Here is a 13036-nt window from a genome sequence, read left to right on the forward strand (position 1 = left end):
TAATTATTACGTTTAAATCAGATGAATCTCGTTAATAAAGGCTGTTTAATCGCCGTCATAGTCGGAATGTGGGGGTGTAGTACGGTGGCACAGGTGGCACAGCTGCCCGACGCTTCCCAGCAGGCGCAGTTACTACAGGCTAAACAGGGGGCAGTGGTCACGTTGGAGAACTTGTTGTCTACGGATATCAGCAAGATCGACTATAACAAGACCATCCTTCCGGGGCCGCAGTTCATTATATCGGACGATCCGGAATACATCCGGCTGCCCGAGGCCATGGTACTGCGGGAACAGGTGCAGCCCGGCGCAGTAAGGTTGTATGTTTACAACGTGAACGGGGTGAAAGAACCGCACCAGATGGAGCGGAAAATAACGGCATTGATCCGCAATACAGGAAATTACGAAATGTCCATCCGGATGCTCCGCTATTCTTCGCAGCCGGCAAGCAAGAATTATTTTCAGGTAGGTAAGCAAGGGTTGGCCGACTTTTTTGCTTCCCAGCCGTCAGAGACCGTACGGAAGGTCGCACCGGGCGGGCTGTTAGCTATTGATGAGGAGCTTGAAACGCAGGCGGTGAAGTATGATGAGCTGGTGCATGGCTTTTACGAGTTCGTGATTGATCAGCCCGCGGAAATCAGTGTGCTGCAAACGGCAGTGGACACCCCCAGCGAAGTGGCCTATGCCCGTATCGATTCGGTGGTGCCGAACAGCCATGTCAATGCAGGCAGGGGGCTGTTTGGCGTATCAAATTACCGGATATCCAATACCGAGCCGCTGGATACGAAAGACGGCATTGCACAGTTGATCGTCGCAGATGGCAGCGATGACCCGTGGATAACCGGTACCGTAGGCGAAGCGCAAGAGCCTGCGCGGAATGCCGGAAATTATGGGGTGTTATATGATGTGAAGTTGAAATGGAAAAGTTCCGACGGCAAGGGGCTGGCGTTGGTAACCTGGAATTCGCGCTCGGCCGACAATCAATGGTGCGGGGGCATGGGGCTGACAATGGTGATGGACAATGGGGTGCATCCTGCGGGTATCGTGCAGTTGCCCTCAGACCGCCTGATTACCAAAGCTGCACCTGAAGCTATCGTGGTGCAGGTGTATAAACCAGCGCCGGAGGGAGAAGAGCAAGAGATCCGTTTTACGTATTCGCCGCCAGGGGCTTCCTGTCTGCCAACACCGCTGGTGCTGATACCCATTGATGTTGACTAGTGCAGTGGTGATGGCTGGAACAACGGCGTCCGTACCTTTCCGTGCCCTAGGGCTCGATCTGCTGCGTGGTATGGCCATCATCGGTATGGTTCTGGCATCGTTGATTCCCTATGACGGCAATTGGCCCGGTTGGATGTACCATGCCCAGGTAGGGCCGCCCGCCTTCACATTTGATCCCGATAAGCCCGGCATCACTTGGGTGGATTTGGTCTTTCCGTTTTTTCTGTTTTCGATGGGGGCGGCTTTTCCGTTGGCGCTGGGTGGAAAACTGGAGAGGAACCAATACCTCCTGTTGTTTAAGGGCATCTTGAAACGGGGTGCTCTGCTGTTGTTTTTCGCGTTGGCGTTGGCCTACCTTACTCCCGGCAATCTCCAGGCCGGTAATCCAATTAACTGGCTTACCGCCTTAGTCGCTTTCGGCTGCTTTTTTCTCATATTTATGCCGCATAAGTGGAGTAAAACGCGGGGCTATCTTTTACAACTGGCCGGTTTTGCGCTGGTTGCAGCATTGGTATGGGGCCATCATCACTATACGGGCAATTTTTTTTCCCTGTGGAAAAGCAACATCATTATTCTGGTACTCGCTAATATGGCTGTTTTCGGTTCGTTGATATGGGTACTCACCTCTCGAAACTGGTTGATGCGGATGGGCGTGCTGGCACTGTTTGCAGGGGTATGGCTTACGCATGGACTTCCCGGTAGTTGGACGGCCCACCTTTGGGGATTTCATCCCTCGGTCGCTTGGTTCTACCAGTTTTCGTTCCTTAAATACCTTTGTGTGGTATTGCCCGGCTCCATACTGGGCGACTTGCTGCTTAATTACCGGAAGGAGGCTGAAGGCCGTTTTGAAGAAAGCGACTACCGCTCTGCATGGTCCATCGTCCTGGTCAGCCTGCTTTTTGTGGTGTTGAATGTCTATACCCTCTATGCGCGGGAGTTGGTGGCCAACTTAGCAGGCAATGCCCTATTAGGGGTTGCCGGGTTCTTCATATTGCGGAATACGGGCACGGGTAAGCTGACGCTATACCGGCGCCTGTTTCAATGGGGGTTTTTCTTTGTTGTACTGGGTGTATTCTTCGAGCCCTTTGAAGGCGGCATCAAGAAAGACCCTTCTTCGTTCAGCTATTGGTTTTTAACCAGTGGCTTGGCGTTTCTTGCTTACCTGATATGTGACCGTATTGCCACGGTGGGCCGTCATAACGCGGTTGCGCTGGCGCTTATCCGATGTGGTCAAAATCCGATGATTGCATATGCCGCGGGCGCTTTTTTGGTAATGCCCGTCCTTGGTTTGTTACATATTTTGCCATTATTGGATGGGTTGAAGCAGTACCATGCGCTGTTGGCTTTGGTCCGAACGGTGGTGGTGACAGTATTGGTGGTATGGACAACCGCTTATGCCACGAAAAGAAAATGGTTTTGGAAATCGTAACATCGCGTGACAACTAACAATACAAAGGCGCTATCGCCCATTTTTTGGATATCAACGACCTGGTTTGCCATGGGCTTGCCGTTTGTGGCCCTATCTGGCGCCAGTTCGATCATGTATAAAAATTTGGGCGTTTCAGACGCACAGATTGCTTTCTGGACGTCGTTAATTATGCTGCCCTGGACACTGAAGCCATTGTGGGGGCCGTTCCTTGAGTTGTATAAAACAAAAAAGTTCTTTGTATATACGACGCAAATTTTCACGGGCTTAGTGTTCGGCTTGGTTGGGTTGAGCCTCCAACTGGATCAATTCTTTAGTGTTTCCATAGCGTTGTTGACCATTATCGCAATCAGTGGCGCTACACACGACACTGCTGCCGACGGCGTTTACCTCAATGAACTGAACCCGACCCAGCAAGCAAAATTTGTAGGTTGGCAAGGGGCGTTTTACAACGTCGCCAAGGTGTTTTCCGGCGGCCTGTTGGTTTACCTCGCCGGGGAGCTGGAACAACGGATCAGTATACCGTCGGCTTGGATGGTGGTGATGTTTTTTTATGGCTTGATCATGGTGGGTATCGGCATGTACAGCATCAAAGCGCTGCCCTCTGGAGAAGAATCGGGCAGAAGCACTTCGTTGAAAGAAGGATTGCACACACTTAAGGATGTTGTGGTTACATTCTTCCAGAAGAAGAACATTGTATTCAGCCTTTTCTTCATCATCTTTTACCGTTTTGCTGAAGGGCAAGCAGTTAAGATCACACCGCTTTTCTTCAAGGCTGCACGGAGTGAAGGCGGGTTGGGCTTGAGCACCTCGGAAATTGGTTTGTTCTACGGCGTATTCGGGGCCATAGCCTTCGTGTTGGGCTCCATCGTAGCAGGGCACTACGTCTCTAAGAAGGGGTTGGACAGGTCGCGGTTGATGGTGCTGTGTGCGTTCTTCAACATCCCCTTTGTGGCTTACGCGCTTTTGGCGGCCTTTCAGCCGACCAATCTTCAACTGATTGCCGCAGCTATTGCAATTGAGTACTTCGGGTACGGCTTCGGCTTTATCGGGATTATATTGTTCATCATGCACAACATTGCCCCGGGAAAATATAAAATGGCACATTACGCGTTTGGAAGTGGGTTAGTCAACCTCGGATTTATGATACCATCAATGGTCAGTGGGGTGATCAGTGATCTGCTGGGTTATAAGGATTTCTTTGTTTGGGTATTGATTGCCACCATCCCTGCATTTGTGGTTTCCTGGTTGGTTCCGCTTCGAAGGCCCGAAGCGCTGCCCGATGAACAAACATAGACATAGACACAGATTTAGTTAAAAAAATGAACATACAAAAAACGATATGCGCAGGCGTGACGGTGTGTGGGTTATGTATTGGCACTACCGTTGCACAGCACCCCGTTGACAGCAATTATGTGTTTTCCCAGTATACTGAACGGGTTCAATATTTCCAGTCGCTGCCCCGTACTAAAAAGGCCATCGTGTTTTTGGGAAACAGCCTTACCGAGGCTGGCCGGTGGAGCGATATCTTGCCCGGCAGGCCCGTCATTAACCGGGGCATTAGCGGCGATATCTCCTACGGCGTAATCGCCCGTTTAGACGAGGTGCTTTCACACAAGCCGGCAAAGATATTTTTAATGATCGGGGTAAATGACCTGAAGCGGGATGTGCCACCTGGTTACATCATTGAGAATTATAAACGCATGGTGGCCCGGATCCGCAAGGATTCCCCGAAAACGGTGATATACCTGAACAGCGTGCTGCCAGTGAATCCGGACATACTGATTGAGCCCTTCAAAGCAGTGAAAAACGAAGATATTTCCGTGCTGAACGCAGCATTGAAAGTGATAGCCAGCGAGAACAAAAAAACAATCTTTGTTGACCTTAACCCTGTAGTGGCTGATGAACGGGGATACCTTCGAAACGAAATCACGCCAGACGGTATCCACCTGGAGGTCGCGGCATATGTGCCATTGGTGGCGTATTTAAAACAGATAAAAGCGTTGTAAAATGATGACACGGTTAACGATAATACTGGGGCTGTTTGCCGGATGGATGGGCACGGCTTTGGCCCAGGAGACTGCAACGATCGATAGCAGTTATCGCAACTGGTACTATGATTCACGGGAGAAATTGTACCAGCAGCTGGAAGGCACGCGCTACGATGTGGTGTTTCTGGGTAATAGCATCACCGAGCGGGGCGACTGGCAGGAGTTAATCGGAACCCGTTACGCGGTGGCTAACCGGGGAATTGGCGGCGATAATACATTTGGCGTGCTGGCCCGCCTGGACGGGGTAATCCGGATCCAGCCGAAGAAATTGTTTTTGATGATTGGTATCAACGACATCGGGAGGGGTTTGCCGGTAGATGTTATTTTGCAGAACTATCGGCAGATCGTATCCCGTATTCAAAGCGAAAGCCCGAATACGACCTTATATCTGCAAGCGGTGTTGCCGCTCAATGAATCGGTGCTGCCTTATGACTACCTGAAAAACAAGTCGGAACAAATTAAAGCGCTGAACTCAGGAATCCGGGGTATCGCCCACGAACAGGGTTTAACCTTCGTAGATCTGCGCGGGGTGTTAGCCGACGAAGAAGTGCTTAAAGCAGACTTTACGTCGGACGGTATCCACCTTAAGCCGCAAGCCTACCAGCATTGGGTAGCTTACCTGAAAGCAAAGCGTTTTTTATAGCAATCAACATACATGAACGATGAGGATCACTGGAACCTTTATTGACGAAATCAGCCACGATATACCGCATCAGAACTGGGGAAAGGCAGAATGGGATGCCGACTTCGGCCATATGAAGGCCATCGGTATCGACACGGTCATCTTGATCCGGAGCGGTTACCGACGGTTCATCACCTATCCATCGCCTTGGCTTCAGCAGCACCTGGGTTGCTATGAACCGCCCGTGGATTTGGTGGAACTTTTCCTGCAGCTGGCGGAGAAGCACGGCATGAAGTTTTATTTCGGCCTGTACGATAGCGGAAAATATTGGGATACCGGCGATATGCAGCACGAAATCGATGCCAACCGGTATGTCATCGATGAGGTGTGGGCCAAATACGGCCATTATTCCAGCTTCGGTGGCTGGTACCTCAGCATGGAAATCAGCCGGAAAACGAAGGGCGCGGCAGCTGCATTCCGCACGTTAGGCATGCAGTGTAAGGACGTGAGCGGCAATCTGCCAACCTTCATTTCGCCATGGATAGATGGGAAAAAGGCGGTGTTAGCGGCGTCGTCTTCATTGACCAAAGCCGAGAGCGTGTCGCTCAAAGCCCACGAGGAAGAATGGGGAGAAATTTTTACGGAAATCAAGGGAGCGGTAGATGCGGTGGCTTTCCAAGACGGCCATATCGACTACCATGAACTCGGGGATTTCTTTGCGGTGAATAAGCGGTTGGCTGACGCACACGGCATGGCTTGTTGGACGAATGCCGAATCGTTTGACCGCGACATGCCTATCAAGTTTTTGCCGATTAAGTTTGAAAAATTGAGGCTGAAGCTCGAGGCTGCCCGGCAGGCAGGCTATGACAAGGCCATCACATTTGAGTTTTCGCATTTTATGAGCCCCCAATCTGCCTATATGCAGGCCGGACACCTCTTCAACCGGTACCAGGAATATATGGAATCATTGACTTAACTATTTTTTATTTTATTACAAGCGATATCATGTTGGAGTATATTAAACAATACAAGAAAGAGCTGCTGGAGAATGTATTACCTTTTTGGATGAAGCATTCAAAGGATAATCTATACGGAGGATTTTTCACTTCATTATCACGTGACGGGTCGGTGTATGATACGGATAAATTCATGTGGTTGCAAGGTAGGCAGATATGGACGCTTTCGGCTATGTACGACAAGGTCTCGCCGAATCCCGAGTGGTTGCTAATGGCCAAACAGGGTGCGAGTTTCATCCTGAAACACGGCCGGGACGAACAGGGCAACTGGTATTTTGCATTCAATCGGCAAGGTCAACCATTGGTGCAGCCATATAACATCTTTTCCGACTGTTTCGCCGCGATGGGCCTGGGCGCTTTGTACAGAATCGAACCACAGGATGAGTATGCGCAGGTAGCGCGGGATACATTTATGAATATTCTGAAACGGAGGCACAACACCAAAGGCATATATAACAAATCGGTGGCGGGTACCCGTGACTTAAAGGGCTTTTCCCTGCCTATGATTTTGAGCAATCTCTCACTTGAAATCGAACATCTGCTCGACAAGCGGGTGGTCGATGGCTTGATTGATGAGGTTATTTACGAAGTCATGGAGGTGTTTTTTCAGGAAGATTCAGGGTTGATCGTGGAGCATGTGTTTATGGATGGCTCATTTTCGGACTCGTTCGACGGTCGGCTGGTCAATCCGGGGCATATACTTGAAGCGATGTGGTTCATGATGGACCTGGCTGTAAGACGCAAAGACGCCGATCTGCTTAACAGATGCGTCGATATCGCGTTAAGGGCGGCGGATTACGGCTGGGATGAAAAATATGGTGGTTTATTTTATTTCATGGATATTAAAAACAAGCCTCCGCAGCAGTTGGAATGGGACCAAAAGCTTTGGTGGGTGCATTTGGAGGCACTGGTGTGTATGGCCAAGGCGTGGCAATTGACCGGGCGGCCAGACTGCAAAGACTGGTTTGTGAAACTGCACGACTACACCTTCCAGCGCTTTTCTGACCCGGCATATGGTGAGTGGTTTGGCTACCTAAACCGGCAAGGCGAGGTGCTATTGCCGGTCAAAGGGGGCAAATGGAAGGGATGTTTCCATGTACCGCGGGCTTTATACCAGATTTACACTACACTCGAACTGGCTAAGCGGAATCCTGTCACCGTATAATACGAATGGGGTGATGATGCATATTCATGCATCCAGCAACCTACGTATGTCGGGCTCGATGGCTTCAGGCTTGGTTGGGGGGCTGTATCGCTTGAAGGGTTTCCCTTCCTTGTCGATTAGGAACTTGGTGAAGTTCCATCTGATGCGGCTACCGAAAAGGCCTCCCAGCCGGGTTTTCAGGTATTTGAATGCCGGATGGGTATTTTTACCATTGACGTCGCATTTCTCAAATAGTTGAAACGTCACCCCGTGATTGATTTTACATGTTTCCTCTACGGTGTCGTTGGTTTCAGGCTCCTGCCCCATGAATTGATTGCAAGGAAACCCCAGTACCACGAGTCCGGTGTCTTTATACCGCTGGTGCAGGGCTTCGAGGCCTTCAAATTGCGGTGCAAGGCCGCATTTAGTCGCGGTATTGACAACCAAGATAACGTTGCCTTCAAAGGTTGACATTGGAACGGTCCTTCCCTGTGGCGTGTTGGCCGATAAATCGTAAAACGTTGTTGCCATGAAGCTAAGGTACGTAAATATTCCTATCTTTTCCACGGCTTGGCTTTTGGGTTTCAGGGCTATCGATGTTCTTCGAGCACCAATTTGACTTTATCACCGATACGATAGCTTTCTTAGGTTATCTTCGAAAACCTATAATCCCCTTAGCGTAGCCTGTGTTAATTTCCGAGGACTTTCTTAAAACTTGTTTTATGTTTTTTGAAGAAGCGCGTGCTGTTCGGAATCGGACACCCGCTGTTCGATATCGGACGGTGTGGTTGTATTGGCCGTTGCCGAATTACTGGATGGGGTTATTTAACCAGTCGTGCAAAATCAATATGCTTATAATACGTGCTGTTTTTGGCGATTGTCAATTCCTCTTTCCATAGACTGTTGTTGAGTAGACGGTCGTTAATGAGGGCCTCGATGCGTTCCTTCAATGGCGTGAGGTGGTTTTTGATCAGATCAAAGACCTTAAAAGTATCCAGTCCGGCATAGTCGTGAGCGACCCTGTTTCGGAACCCAACAACCAATCGCCAGGGTATGGCCGGATAATCCGATTTTAACGAGTCGGAGAGCCGTGTAGCCTGTTCACCGATATTAATTATCAGCATAAGACTTGCGTTGAAATCTTTTTGGTCGTTGGCAAAGAAGAAATCAAGCACATCGTCGTACGGCGACGCATATAGATGAATTTTCTGTATGGATTCCAGTATACGAAGGAGGTAAGTTAAGTCGTTATCAGGATTTTGTTGCATACCGCATATCCTTCATGGCTCGGTGTAATATGATAGGTTCTGCTAACGTTTTAATCAAAATGTCGACCGGAGTATTTAAGTCGGACTCAAGCTGTGCCTGAAGGTTAATCAGGGCTTCAAACGGGATTGGTGTATCGATCATTAAATCAATATCATGGAACGCCTCGTCTCGGGACAGTGACCCAAAGACCCCAATTTGATCTAATCCATAGCGATCAAAAATTTGGTTAGATCTTAGATAGGATTGCAACGAAGCAAAATCACGCACCTTTTCCATAGCGCTAAAGTCGTGATTTTATTGCTAATATGCAACTGCAAATATGGAAGTATTTAGCGATATGCACTATTCATCCCTTAAACTCTTCGTCGGATTCGTCAACGCGGCCTTAATGGCCTGGGAACTCACGGTAAGCAGGGCGATGACCATCGCGCCGGCCCCAGCCAGCGCAAACACCCACCAATGCAGCTCGGTGCGGTACTGGTAATTGGAGAGCCAGTCGCTCATCATCCACCAAGCGATGGCACGAAGGTCATTAGTGAAAAATTGAGCCACTGCCGTACCATCAGCTGTTGTTGGTTCTCGTATGCCTCAAAAGGAGCAAGCCAGTCGAATTGATAAGTGCTGTTCTTTGGCAGGTCTTTCACCACGCCGGATATCAAGTGGTTGTCTTTGTTGTCGATCCTGACCGTTTTGCCTAAGGCCGGTTCCTTCCCAAAGAGCCGCTCTGCCGTAGACTGGGTGGTGACCAGGTCATTCGGTTTCTTTATGGCGGTTGCCCTGTCGCCTTCCACAAATTGCAGCGCAAATATATCCATGAAATCAGGCTCTGCATAGTAGCCCTTTTGGTAGATGCCTTGGTCATCAACACTGAATAATGACGACTGCTTCCACGCCACACGGGCGGCGTACTTAATGCCCGGTATTTCTTCTTTAATCGCAGGGCCCAACAATCCCGGAACCCCATCAAAGACGTTAGAAATGCCGTCAAACGTCTGCTTCGACTTTACGATGTAGCTGTTTTCCTTGTTGGGAAATTCATCATAGCTCACCTCATCTTCCATCCACAGGAAAATGAGCGAGGCAGCGGTAATGCCTAGTTTTTTATGAAGCGTGTGCTATTCGGAATCGGACACCTGCTGTTCGATATCGGACGGTATGGTTGGATTGGCCGTTGCCGAATTACCGTGTGGGTTTATTTAATCTGTCATTTGTTGAATTGCCTCAGTTTGTGCACTAACAAAACAACCATTTCCTGTATTACAACTGTTTTGGTTAATTTGGCCGGGGGAAAAAAAGTTTTAACAACCCACTTAGCAATAAGAGAATACAAGACGCATGGAAAAGATACGTATATTGGTCGTTGGCTGCGGCAATATGGGAGCCTCCCATGCCCTAGCCTACCATCAGATGAATGAATTTGAGATCTGCGGATTGGTTGCCCGCGGTGCCAGCAAAAAGCGGCTGAACGAGCAGCTTGGGGGTGGGTACGCCTTGTTCGACGATTTTGAGAAAGCGCTGGATGACACGCGCCCGGATGCGGTTTGTATTTCAACTTATCCGGATACACACGAGATGTACGCCGTCCAGGCACTGGAGGCCGGGTGCCATGTGTTCATTGAAAAGCCACTGGCCGATACGGTTGACGGTGCAAGGCGGGTGGCCGAGGCCGCAACACGGGCGGGCAAAAAGCTGGTGGTTGGTTATATCCTGCGCTACCACCCTTCGTGGCAGAAGTTTGTCGAGCTGAGCGGCCGGTTGGGCAAGCCCCTGGTGATGCGGATGAACCTGAACCAACAGAGCCACGGCCGGATGTGGGACGTGCACCGCAACCTGATGAATAGCCTGAGCCCCATTGTAGACTGCGGGGTGCATTACATCGACGTGATGTGCCAGATGACCGGAAGCCGTCCGGTTCAGGTGAATGCCATCGGCGCGCGGCTCACGGACGACATCCCGGAAGGCAACTACAACTACGGTCAGCTCCAAATCCGTTTTGAGGACGGCTCTGTAGGCTGGTATGAGGCGGGCTGGGGACCGATGGTGAGCGAAACAGCTTTCTTCATCAAGGATGTCATCGGGCCAAAAGGCGCTGTTTCCATCGTTGCACGGGAAGCGGGCGCAAGCGGGAATTCCGACAGCGTATCAGCGCATACGAGAACCGAGTCGCTCCGTTTCCACCATGCCGATATTGACAATGGAAATGCATTCATCAAAGAAGATGAGTGGATAGACCTGACGGACGAGCCCGACCATCAAGAGTTATGCAACCGGGAGCAGCGGTTTTTTCTAAAGGCAATACGGGAAGACCTGGAACTGACCGAAATGACCGAACAAGCCTTAGACAGCCTTCGCATTGCCTTTGCTTGTGATGAGTCGGTTAAAACTGGGATGCCGGTTGCGCTTCTCTCATAGCGGCGGAAGGTGCGTGTGCAACCTTAAAGTCGTGGCGGTTGAAGCAGTGAAATAACGTTACTCCATTTAAATATAGAAAACGCCATCTTTCTTGAGGATGGCGTTTTTTATTGCTATTTGTTAGCTATCGGTAGCCGAGTATTCGGCGGGAATGCCAATTGACAATTCGATAATGGCGCCGCGCTCCGGTGTTTGCAAAAAATCTTTGGTTCTTGTGAAAAAAAATGGTAGCATAATAAAAATAAGTGCTGAATATTTGTAGTTTTGACTGTTCCTAATGAAAAAAGCAAGCGTTTTGACAGATTTATCCGACGAAGGTCTTGTTGGTCTGATAAAAAATGATGACCGAGCGGCTTTCGTGGCGATCTATGATAAATACTGGGAGGAGATGTATACCTGTGCCTTTCATTTCCTCCCTCATCGGGAAGTCTGTGAAGATGTGGTGCACGATGTTTTTCTGAAGCTATGGAAATCCCGGAGAAAAATTAATATCAATTCGCTCCGTAATTTTTTGTATGTGGCCGTTAAAAACACCGTATTAAACAAAATCCGGGCACAAAGAAAACACGTAGCCATAGCGGAACAGGAAATGCTCCTTTTGGCTTCCGAACAAGCCGATCACGAATTGGCTTTAAAAGAGATTCGCGGCATTTTTGAGCGTAGCCTGGACGACTTGCCGGATAAATGCAGACAAATTCTTATTCTTAGTAGAAAGGAGCACCTAAGTAATAAGGAAATTGCCGAAAGACTAAACATTTCAACCAAAACCGTCGAAAATCAAATCAACATAGCCTTAAAAAGGATTAGGTGGCGTATGCAGGATTTTCTTCGCCTGCTAATTTTTTATTTTCTATTTGGGTGATCCGCCACTTTGATGTGTCTTTACTGTAAAGCATGTCATGAAGAACCCGCTATCAAGAGCTTTCCGTAGACCGCGACCGCAACCAGAAAATCCTGGCGTGGGACTGGATGAGGCTTTTGATTCGCTGAAGAACCGGCCCAAGATGTGGGATCGATCGAGAATGGGTGAAAAGGGTGAAGTTCGCCAAGCCGTCCTACAGCGCTTGCTGGATGATATTCAACGTGATCAGAAAAGAAATCGAAGGCTTTATCAAACTATAAGTGCGGCCGCGTCTGTTTTGCTCATTGCTGTCGTCGGCTGGTTAGGTGTTGAGTACCGTCATGAGCTCCAGCGTATCATTTTTCCAGCTGAGCTAATTGTGGTCAGTACCGGCGAAGGAGAACTCAAAACACTGACATTAAGTGATGGGTCGGAGATTTCAATGAATGAATCGAGTACTATCCGTTACCCGTCGCGGTTCGCACGCGACAAAAGGGAGGTGATGCTGCTGGACGGAGAGGCGTTTTTTCAGGTTCAAAAGGACCCTAACAGGCCGTTTTTTGCAAGGACGAACATTACGACTACCCGCGTGCTCGGCACCTCGTTCAATATCAATGCGTATGCTTGGATGGAGACAGAACAGATCACCGTTGCGAGTGGCCAGGTCAGCATAGCAAATGAAATACTAGCGCCCAACGATCAATTGGTTTATGAAAAGGAATCGGGCATAACGAGCCGGAGAGTGGTAAAGGCCGAAGATGTAGCTTTATGGAGAGACGGGCGCCTCGCGTTTGTTGACCAGGATTTCAAGAGCGTAGCACGCATACTTGAAAATAAGTTTGGAGTGGTCATCCAATTTGGGGATGCTGACTTGAAAGCCCTTCGCTTTACGGCCAGGTTCGAAAAGGCCGACGGCCTACTGGAGGTACTGGATCTGTTGACGCTGGCAGGCGGCGTGGAGTACCGGATTGTGCAAAATACTGTTGAGATTACTAGACCAAACCAGCAAAATAATAGGCCTATGATGAAATAACTACCCA

General features: G+C 49.3%; 15 protein-coding genes. 10 read left to right on the forward strand and 5 right to left on the reverse strand.

The genetic code is table 11. From position 1 onward, the window contains the following. Positions 1–21 precede the first annotated feature (21 nt). From ACFOET_RS00600 to ACFOET_RS00630, 7 genes are read left to right on the forward strand one after another with little or no spacing between them, the layout of a single operon-like run. A complete protein-coding gene (locus ACFOET_RS00600) occupies positions 22–1215 on the forward strand; it encodes a copper amine oxidase (RefSeq protein ID WP_379018479.1) in 1194 nt (397 codons plus the stop codon). Beyond that, positions 1205–2644: a DUF5009 domain-containing protein gene (locus ACFOET_RS00605; RefSeq protein ID WP_379018481.1), complete on the forward strand. Its 1440-nt coding sequence runs from the start codon at positions 1205–1207 to the stop codon at positions 2642–2644. Before ACFOET_RS00600 ends, ACFOET_RS00605 begins: the two co-directional genes overlap by 11 nt. Before the next feature lie 6 nt (positions 2645–2650). Beyond that, a complete protein-coding gene (locus ACFOET_RS00610; RefSeq protein WP_379018483.1) occupies positions 2651–3937 on the forward strand; it encodes an MFS transporter in 1287 nt (428 codons plus the stop codon). Positions 3938–3963: 26 nt separating this feature from the next. After that, positions 3964–4650, forward strand: coding sequence for a GDSL-type esterase/lipase family protein (locus ACFOET_RS00615; RefSeq protein ID WP_379018485.1), 687 nt, complete (start codon positions 3964–3966; stop codon positions 4648–4650). 1 nt (position 4651) lies between these two features. Then, positions 4652–5335: a GDSL-type esterase/lipase family protein gene (locus tag ACFOET_RS00620; RefSeq protein ID WP_379018487.1), complete on the forward strand. Its 684-nt coding sequence runs from the start codon at positions 4652–4654 to the stop codon at positions 5333–5335. Positions 5336–5354: 19 nt separating this feature from the next. Then, positions 5355–6290: a DUF4434 domain-containing protein gene (locus ACFOET_RS00625; RefSeq protein WP_379018489.1), complete on the forward strand. Its 936-nt coding sequence runs from the start codon at positions 5355–5357 to the stop codon at positions 6288–6290. A gap of 29 nt (positions 6291–6319) precedes the next feature. Beyond that, positions 6320–7495 carry a n-acyl-d-glucosamine 2-epimerase gene (locus tag ACFOET_RS00630; RefSeq protein WP_379018490.1) on the forward strand — a complete coding sequence of 392 codons (1176 nt, stop codon included), beginning with the start codon at positions 6320–6322 and terminating at the stop codon, positions 7493–7495. A gap of 24 nt (positions 7496–7519) precedes the next feature. Here the strand turns inward: ACFOET_RS00630 and ACFOET_RS00635 are convergent, their stop codons facing one another. The 5 genes from ACFOET_RS00635 to ACFOET_RS00655 all read right to left on the reverse strand — a co-directional run bounded on the left by ACFOET_RS00635 (position 7520) and on the right by ACFOET_RS00655 (position 9834). Further along, on the reverse strand, positions 7520–8005 hold the full coding sequence (locus ACFOET_RS00635; protein ID WP_379018492.1) for a glutathione peroxidase: 486 nt from the start codon (positions 8003–8005) through the stop codon (positions 7520–7522). A 290-nt stretch (positions 8006–8295) separates the two neighbouring features. Next, entirely contained in the window at positions 8296–8742 is a 447-nt protein-coding gene (locus ACFOET_RS00640) for a HepT-like ribonuclease domain-containing protein (protein ID WP_379018494.1), read from the reverse strand. Continuing rightward, positions 8726–9019, reverse strand: coding sequence for a nucleotidyltransferase family protein (locus ACFOET_RS00645; protein WP_379018496.1), 294 nt, complete (start codon positions 9017–9019; stop codon positions 8726–8728). Before ACFOET_RS00645 ends, ACFOET_RS00640 begins: the two co-directional genes overlap by 17 nt. 66 nt (positions 9020–9085) lie before the next feature. Continuing rightward, positions 9086–9250, reverse strand: coding sequence for an ABC transporter permease (locus ACFOET_RS00650; protein ID WP_379018498.1), 165 nt, complete (start codon positions 9248–9250; stop codon positions 9086–9088). Beyond that, the gene (locus ACFOET_RS00655; protein ID WP_379018559.1) at positions 9247–9834 is read right to left on the reverse strand and encodes an ABC transporter permease; all 588 of its coding nucleotides are present in this window, start codon (positions 9832–9834) and stop codon (positions 9247–9249) included. The genes ACFOET_RS00650 and ACFOET_RS00655 overlap by 4 nt, the downstream gene beginning before the upstream one ends. 244 nt (positions 9835–10078) lie before the next feature. Between ACFOET_RS00655 and ACFOET_RS00660 the strand changes: the two genes are divergently transcribed. The 3 genes from ACFOET_RS00660 to ACFOET_RS00670 all read left to right on the forward strand — a co-directional run bounded on the left by ACFOET_RS00660 (position 10079) and on the right by ACFOET_RS00670 (position 13029). Continuing rightward, entirely contained in the window at positions 10079–11155 is a 1077-nt protein-coding gene (locus tag ACFOET_RS00660; RefSeq protein ID WP_379018500.1) for a Gfo/Idh/MocA family protein, read from the forward strand. A gap of 277 nt (positions 11156–11432) precedes the next feature. Beyond that, complete coding sequence (locus ACFOET_RS00665) at positions 11433–12017, forward strand: RNA polymerase sigma-70 factor (RefSeq protein WP_379018502.1); 585 nt, start codon at positions 11433–11435, stop codon at positions 12015–12017. Positions 12018–12054: 37 nt separating this feature from the next. Next, positions 12055–13029 (forward strand): FecR family protein, encoded by a 975-nt coding sequence (locus tag ACFOET_RS00670; RefSeq protein WP_379018504.1) that lies wholly within the window; start codon positions 12055–12057, stop codon positions 13027–13029. Positions 13030–13036 lie beyond the last annotated feature (7 nt).

This window comes from Parapedobacter deserti (assembly GCF_042646065.1).
In the GTDB taxonomy this organism is placed as follows: Bacteria; Bacteroidota; Bacteroidia; order Sphingobacteriales; family Sphingobacteriaceae; genus Parapedobacter; species Parapedobacter deserti.

Bases quoted from the DNA above. Each gene is read 5' to 3' on its own strand.
- ACFOET_RS00670 (WP_379018504.1), top strand. From the start codon at position 12,055: ATGAAGAACCCGCTATCAAGAGCTTTCCGTAGACCGCGACCGCAACCA.
- ACFOET_RS00615 (WP_379018485.1), top strand. From the start codon at position 3,964: ATGAACATACAAAAAACGATATGCGCAGGCGTGACGGTGTGTGGGTTA.
- ACFOET_RS00620 (WP_379018487.1), top strand. From the start codon at position 4,652: ATGATGACACGGTTAACGATAATACTGGGGCTGTTTGCCGGATGGATG.
- ACFOET_RS00635 (WP_379018492.1), bottom strand. From the start codon at position 8,005: ATGGCAACAACGTTTTACGATTTATCGGCCAACACGCCACAGGGAAGG.
- ACFOET_RS00600 (WP_379018479.1), top strand. From the start codon at position 22: ATGAATCTCGTTAATAAAGGCTGTTTAATCGCCGTCATAGTCGGAATG.
- ACFOET_RS00630 (WP_379018490.1), top strand. From the start codon at position 6,320: ATGTTGGAGTATATTAAACAATACAAGAAAGAGCTGCTGGAGAATGTA.
- ACFOET_RS00645 (WP_379018496.1), bottom strand. From the start codon at position 9,019: ATGGAAAAGGTGCGTGATTTTGCTTCGTTGCAATCCTATCTAAGATCT.
- ACFOET_RS00650 (WP_379018498.1), bottom strand. From the start codon at position 9,250: ATGATGAGCGACTGGCTCTCCAATTACCAGTACCGCACCGAGCTGCAT.
- ACFOET_RS00660 (WP_379018500.1), top strand. From the start codon at position 10,079: ATGGAAAAGATACGTATATTGGTCGTTGGCTGCGGCAATATGGGAGCC.
- ACFOET_RS00605 (WP_379018481.1), top strand. From the start codon at position 1,205: ATGTTGACTAGTGCAGTGGTGATGGCTGGAACAACGGCGTCCGTACCT.
- ACFOET_RS00640 (WP_379018494.1), bottom strand. From the start codon at position 8,742: ATGCAACAAAATCCTGATAACGACTTAACTTACCTCCTTCGTATACTG.
- ACFOET_RS00665 (WP_379018502.1), top strand. From the start codon at position 11,433: ATGAAAAAAGCAAGCGTTTTGACAGATTTATCCGACGAAGGTCTTGTT.
- ACFOET_RS00625 (WP_379018489.1), top strand. From the start codon at position 5,355: ATGAGGATCACTGGAACCTTTATTGACGAAATCAGCCACGATATACCG.